We start from the raw sequence: 7869 nt of genomic DNA, 5'->3' as shown, positions 1-7869 counted from the left end.
CCGATCTTGAAACAGTCCCCACGGTACCCGGCGGTCCATCGGGATCTTCTACCATCCGAGTCTCGACACCGTGCTCGAGCCGTTGCCGGCGTTCGTCGGCGCGGACGGCACCGACTTCGAACCGGTGGTGCTGGGTGAACTCGCCGAGAACGTGGTCGAGGACTACATGAGGACCTACGGCCGTCCTGATCAGGTGGCGGCCTGGCGGGAGGGCCGGCCGTACGTCTCCGAGCTGGCGGAAACCTCGGCCGGACGCTGAACCACCCACCCGACCGAACATCGGATAGGCGACAGCGAGTGGCGGAGAGCTGGCTCGCTGAGCCAGTTCTCGTGCCCTTGCGTCCCAGCACCTGCCCGATCCATGCGTCACCTCCGACGAACAGGGAGCCAACGGTGCGTTGAACGCGTTCGTCGATCCGCTCAAGCGAGCCGGACGGGTCAAGCGGGAGGGGCGAACGGATTCGACGGTGCGTGTTTCCCGATCTGTCGGGCCAGCGACCTTCCGCCTCCATGCGACGTTGTGCGGCTAGAATCGCAGCAGCTTGTGCGGAGGATATGGACGTTTTCGTGATGGTGGGCGGTAGTTGGTGCCGTCCGGGGGTGGACGCCGAGCTGTGATCGTTGACCGTACGCGGATAGGTGCCGCGCTGCCAGCCTACGAGCTGGGAGACCAACTCGGTACCGGCGCGTTCGGGCTGGTGATCGCGGGCCGGCACCGCCGGCTGGACAGGCCCGTGGCCATCAAGGTGCTGGCCGCGGCCCAGGAGGGCGCGGGCACCGATTTCGCCGCCGAGGCGCGGCTGCTCGCCGGTATCGACCATCCGCACGTGGTCCGGGTCTACGACTACGTCGAGACCGTGGACCTGCATCTGATCATCATGGAGCTGCTGGGCGGGGGGACGCTGACCCGCCGCCGGGTGGGCCTGCCGCCCGAGGACGCCTGCGCGGTCGGGCTGGCCGTGGCTGCGGCGTTGTCCTGCGCGCACGGCCAGGGGATGCTGCACCGCGACATCAAGGCCGACAACATGCTCTTCGACACCACGGGCCTGCTGAAGGTCACCGACTTCGGGATCGCGAAGATCGTCGAAGGGACGGCGGCCACCGCCAGCGCGCTCGTGGGCACCCCCGCCTACATGGCCCCCGAACAGATCACCGGCGGTCGGCTGGGGCCGGCCACCGACCTGTACGCGCTGGGGATCGTGCTCTACCAGCTACTGGCCGGCGTGGCGCCGTTCGACCCGAAGCTGCCGGTGCGCGCACTGTGGCAGCAGCACCTCGACCTCGTCCCCGCGCCGCCGGCGGGGANCGGGGACGCCCGCCCCGGTCGCGGATGTGGTCCTGCGCGCCCTGGCCAAGGACCCGGCCGACCGTCAGCCCTCCGCCCACGCCTTCGCCCTCGAGCTGGCCCATGCCGCCGCCGACGCCTACGGCCCGGACTGGACCGCCCGCTCCAGCATCCGGCTGCGCCTCGACGACGACGTCCGTCAGGCCGCCGGCCACGTTCCGGCGCCCGGCGAACGGGTGCCGCCGACGGCCAGGTACGTACCCACGGCACCACCGCCACCGGCCGACGCTTTCAGGCCCTCAGCGCCACCTCCGCCGGCTGATGCCTTCAGACCCGCTGCGGCGGCATCGCCGGCCGATGCCTTCAGGCCCGCGCCACCGCCGCCGGCTGATGCCTTCGGCAAGGCCGACGCCTTCAACAAGGCTGATGCCTTCAACAAGCAGGAACCACCCTCCTACCAGGACCGTGGCCATGAGCCGAGCCTGGGAGCCGACCGTGGCACCGATACGGGCACGGGTAGTGGCACGGGCCATGGCGCACAGCCGCCCTGGCCGCACCAGGCACAGCCGCCCTGGCCGGGCACGCTGCCTCTCCAGTCGCCGGCCGCGCCCGGTGACGGCGGCCGGGGCCGTGGACCTCGACGTCGGCTGTGGTGGGCGTTCGCCACCGCTCTCCTGCTTGCAGCCGCCATCGCCGCGGTTGTTTCCCTCACCACCCTCACCGATAGCGACGAAACCTCGTCGGCGTCCGGAGGAACGGTAGCCGTTTGGCCCAGCCCGACCGTCTCATCAGCCTCATCAGGTTCGTTGAGTTCGTCGGATTCAGATGTTTCATCGGTTTCGTCAGCCTCGCCGGCTTCGGGCGGTGCCGCCTCCGGAGCCGCCGGGGGCACCGGTGCGTCAGCGGCCTCCGGGGTGAAGCCGTGGTCCGAGACGAACGCGGTGCTGACCGCGACGGACGGCGTGGCCACCTCGGTACGGGCCGAAACACTGTCCTACTGCATTTCCGTGGGGCACGGCATCACACTGTCCAGCGGACAGGACATCCCGTTCGAGAAAATGAAAAGCATAGAGGTGCTGCGCTCGGACGAGCAGTTCACCCCGAACGGCAAGGCCGACCTGGTCGTCACCCTGCTCACCGGCCAGACGGCGCGGGGTGGCATCGGAACCGGCTGCGATTTCTTCGGCACCAACGACCTGGGCCGTTTCAGCATCTACCCGAACCGCCTGAAGCGAATAGACTTCCAGCGTTAAGAGTGCCGGAAGGCCGCGGACGACGTCCGCGGCCTTCCGCACGGAACATGATTCGGACGAGTTTGTCGTTCGGTACGTTTTTCGGCCCGGTTGACGTACACAACAACAGCCATACGTCGATCTTGCCTGCTGTCCACCAGCGGACGTTGTCGCCGGCGCGGCTGTTGATGGTCAATTGATCGTTGCTCCGTGTGTCCGGCGGATGGCGGGGGCTGCCCGCCCGATCCGGGACGGCCAACCGAGTTACGGCCTCGGGGCGGAGCCGGCGGACGAGGGGGCTCCTGACACCCCGGCCCGCCGCTGGAGGCGGCATGCCGGGCGGCCACGATCTCCCTGTGCCCTGTGCCCTGTGCCCTGTGTTGCCGCGTCGGGCCGCCGTGTCCGCTGGGCCGGTAACGTTGTACTGGTCATGACCGTGTCCCTTGACGGCCATCCGTGGCCGAGTTCCGGCAGTCGCCGTACGTCTCGGCAGTCCGACCTGTTCGACCGGCTCGTCGAGATTTTCCTGCGTGAGGGGTTCGCACACTTCACACTTGCTGATCTTGCCGCGCGGCTGCGTTGCTCGAAGTCGAGTCTCTATGCGCTGGCGCACAGCAAGGAGCAGCTTGCCGTCGCGGTCGTCGTCCACTTCTTCCGTACCGCCGCGGCCGAGGTGGAGCGGCGGGTGACCGGGGTCACGGATCCTGGTGCGCGGGTCGGTACCTATCTCGCGGCCGTGGCGGAGGAGCTGAAACCCGCGTCCGAGGCCTTCCGGCGGGATCTCGCGGCCTTCCCGCCGGCCCGTGACGTCTACGAGCTCAACACGCGGATCGCGGCGGCGCGGATCCGTACGCTCGTCGCCGAAGGGGTGGCCGACGGGGCCTTCCGCGATGTGCACGCGTCCTTTGTCGGGCACGTGGCGACTCTTGCCATGGTTGCGATTCAGCAGGGTGAGGTCGCGGTTGTCACGGGCCTTTCCGATGCCGACGCCTACGCTGAGCTGGCGAAACTGCTGCTGCACGGGATCGTTCAGGATACGGGTACGGATGCCGCCGGACGGCCTGGCCAAACGGCCAACGGTCTGTCCGGCTGACGGTGCGGAGGGATGGCGGCCCGCCGGGGCACGTGCGCCGGGCAGGGGCAAGGCGGGTCAGGAGCGGGTCAGGAGCGGGCGAGGTGCCGGCTGATGACCAGCCGCTGGATCTGGTTGGTGCCTTCGAAGATCTGCATGACCTTGGCTTCGCGCATGTACCGTTCGACCGGATAGTCGTGGGTGTAGCCGGCACCGCCGAACACCTGGACGGCGTCCTCGGTGACTTTCATGGCGGCGTCGGTGGCGACCAGTTTGGCGATGCTGGCCTGACGGGAGAACGGTAGCCCGGCGTCGCGGCGGCGGGCGGCGGCGAGCGTGGTGGCGCGTGCCGACTCCACGGCGGCGGCCATGTCGGCGAGCAGGAAACCGAGCCCCTGATGTTCGATGATCGGTTTGTCGAAGCTCGTGCGCTGCCGGGCGTAGGCGACCGCGTCGTCGAGGGCGCGTTGGGCCAGGCCGACGGCGGTGGCGGCGATCCCGAGGCGGCCGGAGTCCAGTGCGGACAGGGCGATCGACAGCCCCTGCCCGGGCTGTCCGACCAGCCGGTCGGCGGGCAGCCGGACGTCGGAGAAGTTCACGATGGCGGTGGGGGAGCCCCGCAGCCCCATCTTCCTCTCCGGTGGCTGGGCGGTCAGGCCGTCGCTCGTGGCGTCGGCGACGAAGCAGGAGATGCCGCTGGAGCGGTCGTCGGAGGTGCGGGCGAAGACGGTGTAGAAGTCCGCCGCCCCGCCGTGGGTGACCCACGCCTTGGTTCCGGCCAGCAGGAAACCGCCGTCCGTGGTGGCGGTCGCGCGGGTGCGCATCGCGCTCGGGTCCGAGCCGGCGTGCGTCTCGGACAGGCAGTAGGCGCCGAGCAGGTCGCCGCCCAGCAGTCGCGGGAGCAGGGTCTCACGTTGCGCCGGGCTGCCGGCGATGGCCAGCGGGTAGCAGGACAGTGCGTGCACGCTGACGCCGACGGCGACCGCCGCCCACCGGTAGGCGATCTCCTCCAGGACCTGCAGGTACACCTCGAACGGCTGGCCGCCGCCACCGACCTCCTCGGGGTAGGGCAGGCTGAGCAGCCCGGCCCGGCCCAGGACCGTGAACGCGTCACGAGGGAACCGGCCGGCTTCTTCCCACTCCACCACCCGCGGCTCGAGCTCCTTCTCCGCGATCGTGCTGGCGAGTTCGACCAGCTCACGCGCCTCGTCCGAGGGAAGTAGACGTTCCGCGGGCATCCGGACCTCCTTGACGACTCGGAGAGTCGATACTCGAAGTCGTACCAGGGTACTGCTTCATTCCTTTTCGGCAGGTGGGTTCGGTTGCCACGGCCGCTCGAAACGCGTGTCGGGAGGCGTGGAGCGTCCATGAGGCCCTGGGCGGCCGCGCCAGGCCCGCCGGTGTGACCAGGCCGGGCCGGCCAGGGAAGCCAGGCGGCGGTACGGCCAGGTCAACTTTTCTGATCATCTCAGGAGGTGTCGGGGCCGGGTCGGACACTGACGGCGTCGGCCGCCATCGAACTGGGCGGGCCGCGCCTGCCGCCGACGTAGCCGTAGAACGTCGAGCGAGAAATACCAGCTCCGGTGCGGTCCTCTCGACGCTGAGATCCCGTGGGAGCCGTCGGAGCCGATCATCAAAGTGGGCGTCCAGCTGGTGATCGTTCGGTGGATGAATCAGGAGTGCCGGCGTCGGCGGTACCGATCCGATGTTCTTGCTGTGCAGATGATGCTGGTGCCGTCATGGCATAACACCCACCACCGCTGACCTGCGGTTGCAGGTCGGTTTCGTCCAGATTCCCCAATTCGGGCGTTGTTCCGCGCCACATCCCCTAAAATCATGGGGTTCGCTGTCGTGCTCGTCACCGTGAGAAAGGTCAGGATCAGGCGTGGGGGAACTCGCCATTGTCACCGGTGCTTCGCCGGATTCGTCAGATATCTCTGAGGTGAATTATATCAACCAGGCAGGTGGCCGGAATTTCGCGCCGTTGGATCCGGTTGTCCGCGGTGTGTGCGACAGGTTGCGGCAGACGCCGGCCGCCGCGAAACAACTGACTTCCAACGGACTGTCGATCCCATTTGACGGCGACCGTTTCACGTTGCTGCGCGACAGCGCCCCGCTGCTGTCCGATCCGGCCGCGCTCCGACGCCGGTTCCACGAGGACGGCTACCTGCACCTGCGCGGCGCGCTCGATCCGGACGAGGTCCGCGCGTTACGGGCCGACTACTTCTCCCGGTTCGACCCGGTCTACCTGAGGCCCGGGACCGAGCCGGTCCACGGTGTTTTCTCCGGGCAACTGCCGCCGGACCTTCCACCGCACGGCTGGCCGGGTCATCCGGCCCACAGCTTCGCCCGTTCGGCGGCTTTCACCCGGTTCATAGAGAATCCGAGACTGCTGCGCCTGGCCGAGACGCTGCTGGAGGCCCCCGCGCTTCTGCTGCCGCGGCGTATCGTCCGGCATTTCCACCGTGGGTCGCCCACCGCGACCCGCGCCCACGTCGACTTCGACTACCTCGACGCGGGTTCCGACCATCTGGTGACGATGTGGATACCGCTGGGTGACTGCTCGGTCGAGACCGGCGGCATGGTCTACCTGGAGGGGTCGCACCGTCTCGGCCATGAGAAACTGGCACCCCTGCGTGAGGTGACGGACCGTCCGGACGATCCCCGGCCGATCAGTCACGATCTCTTCTGGGTCTCCAGCCAGCTGGGCCTGCGATGGATGCACGCCGTCAGCAGGGCTGGCGACATCACCCTGCACAACTCGCACCTCATCCACGCGTCCCTGGACGTCACAGGGGATGTGATGCGGCTGTCCACCGATCTGCGCTTCGCCCGTCGTGACGACGCCATCGACCACCGTTGGACGATCCCCTGGTCGGGCGACGACGGGAACTGAGAATTCCGCCTCCTCCTCNCGGCCCGAGCCGATGCGGGGAGCGGCGCGTATGCGGCCCGTCCCGCCGATGTGGCGCGGGTGTCGAACCGGCTGTCGCGACCGCGGCGAACAACGATGTTTTCGCCGGCCCGGCCCGAACGTCGGAACAACCACCGGCGACGGATTCGGAGTGGAGACGACTCGGCATGGAGCGGTGGTTCTGCCGGGTGTACGGAAAAATCCCGAGAAGGCCGTTCCCCGCATATCGACGCATATCGGAGCCCGCCTCACCCGCTGGTCACGGAGGTGCTGAACAGTATCCTGATGACGTCAGCACGGACCGACGTGCGCGGATAGGAGCGGATAGGAGATGCGGCGTGCAGAACGACCCACAATCGATTTCGTCCGCGGGAGACGCGCCAGATCGTGCCGGGGCTGCCACCGACACCGATATTCCGGTGACAGTACGCATTCCCGCTGACGGGATCGAGTTGGTCGGTGACGCCTACGGCAACCCGGCCGCCGCCCCGGTGCTGCTCCTGCACGGCGGCGGCCAGACCCGCCATTCCTGGGGCACGACCGCCCGCATGCTCGCCCGTGACGGCTGGTATGCGCTCACCATCGATCTACGTGGGCATGGCGACAGCGGCTGGTCCCCCGACGGGATCTACCCCCTCAGCCGGTTCGCTGCCGATGTCGTGGCGGCCGTGCGGTGGACGGGGCGGGTGCCCGTGCTCATCGGGGCATCCCTCGGTGGCATTGCCTCGCTGGCGGCTCTCAGGCAGCATCCCAATCTTGCGGCTGGTGTCGTCCTTGTCGACGTCTCACCGTTCCTGCAGGCCGCCGGTACGAATCGCATCCGCGAGTTCATGACAGCCAGGCCGGAGGGCTACAGTTCTCTGGACGAAGTCGCCGACGCCGTCGCGGCCTATCTTCCGCACCGGCCCCGACCGCGCAACATCAGCGGCCTGCGCAAGAACCTCCGTCGGGTCGACGGCCGGTGGTTCTGGCACTGGGATCCCGCTTTTCTGCGTGATACCAGCAGCCAGCTGTCCCAGCGCGAGCACGTAATCACGTCCGGGCTCGCGGAGGCGGCCGCCTCGCTGCGGATCCCGACCCTGCTCGTGCGTGGTGGCCAGTCGGACGTACTGAGCGTCGACGATGCCCGTCGTTTCCTTGAGCTGGTTCCCCACGCCGAATATGTCGACGTGGCCGGAGCCCATCACATGGTCACAGGTGACGACAACTCGTTTTTCGACCAGGCGGTCCGCGACTTTTTCGACCGGCGTGTCCGTCCCCGTCAACGTCTCGGTCTCGACACGGCCCCGCCGTCGTTGTGACGGGTCCACCGGCATTCATCAGCTGATCGCCCGGCTCCGCGGCGTGCCATGAGCACCGCGCGGTG

Annotated in this window: 7 protein-coding genes; 6 read left to right on the top strand and 1 reads right to left on the bottom strand. The window is 68.5% G+C overall.

The genetic code is table 11. From position 1 onward, the window contains the following. Positions 1 to 70 precede the first annotated feature (70 nt). The 4 genes from FrCorBMG51_RS24070 to FrCorBMG51_RS24060 all read left to right on the top strand — a co-directional run bounded on the left by FrCorBMG51_RS24070 (position 71) and on the right by FrCorBMG51_RS24060 (position 3610). On the top strand, positions 71 to 259 hold the full coding sequence (locus tag FrCorBMG51_RS24070) for a hypothetical protein (protein WP_047225288.1): 189 nt from the start codon (positions 71 to 73) through the stop codon (positions 257 to 259). Between the two features lie 328 nt (positions 260 to 587). Then, complete coding sequence (locus tag FrCorBMG51_RS32240) at positions 588 to 1607, top strand: serine/threonine-protein kinase (RefSeq protein WP_476742249.1); 1020 nt, start codon at positions 588 to 590, stop codon at positions 1605 to 1607. 619 nt (positions 1608 to 2226) lie between these two features. Then, positions 2227 to 2538, top strand: a complete 312-nt coding sequence (locus FrCorBMG51_RS32235; RefSeq protein ID WP_162233285.1) for a hypothetical protein — start codon at positions 2227 to 2229, stop codon at positions 2536 to 2538. Between the two features lie 409 nt (positions 2539 to 2947). Further along, the gene (locus FrCorBMG51_RS24060) at positions 2948 to 3610 is read left to right on the top strand and encodes a TetR/AcrR family transcriptional regulator (RefSeq protein ID WP_047225287.1); all 663 of its coding nucleotides are present in this window, start codon (positions 2948 to 2950) and stop codon (positions 3608 to 3610) included. 68 nt (positions 3611 to 3678) lie between these two features. Here the strand turns inward: FrCorBMG51_RS24060 and FrCorBMG51_RS24055 are convergent, their stop codons facing one another. Further along, positions 3679 to 4827 (bottom strand): acyl-CoA dehydrogenase family protein, encoded by a 1149-nt coding sequence (locus tag FrCorBMG51_RS24055; RefSeq protein WP_047225286.1) that lies wholly within the window; start codon positions 4825 to 4827, stop codon positions 3679 to 3681. Positions 4828 to 5573: 746 nt separating this feature from the next. On the opposite strand from FrCorBMG51_RS24055, the gene FrCorBMG51_RS24050 reads away from it, so the two are divergent. Next, complete coding sequence (locus FrCorBMG51_RS24050) at positions 5574 to 6485, top strand: phytanoyl-CoA dioxygenase family protein (RefSeq protein ID WP_235433859.1); 912 nt, start codon at positions 5574 to 5576, stop codon at positions 6483 to 6485. Between the two features lie 437 nt (positions 6486 to 6922). After that, the gene (locus FrCorBMG51_RS24045) at positions 6923 to 7804 is read left to right on the top strand and encodes an alpha/beta fold hydrolase (protein ID WP_235433858.1); all 882 of its coding nucleotides are present in this window, start codon (positions 6923 to 6925) and stop codon (positions 7802 to 7804) included. Positions 7805 to 7869 lie beyond the last annotated feature (65 nt).

Origin of the sequence: Protofrankia coriariae, from assembly GCF_001017755.1 — a bacterium.
Classification (GTDB): Bacteria; Actinomycetota; Actinomycetes; order Frankiales; family Frankiaceae; genus Protofrankia; species Protofrankia coriariae.
This window is presented reverse-complemented; position numbering and strand designations above follow the sequence as displayed.

What these genes read in the sequence shown, in the direction of transcription:
- FrCorBMG51_RS24060 (WP_047225287.1), top strand. Translation starts at nt 2,948, where the DNA reads ATGACCGTGTCCCTTGACGGCCATCCGTGGCCGAGTTCCGGCAGTCGC.
- FrCorBMG51_RS24055 (WP_047225286.1), bottom strand. Translation starts at nt 4,827, where the DNA reads ATGCCCGCGGAACGTCTACTTCCCTCGGACGAGGCGCGTGAGCTGGTC.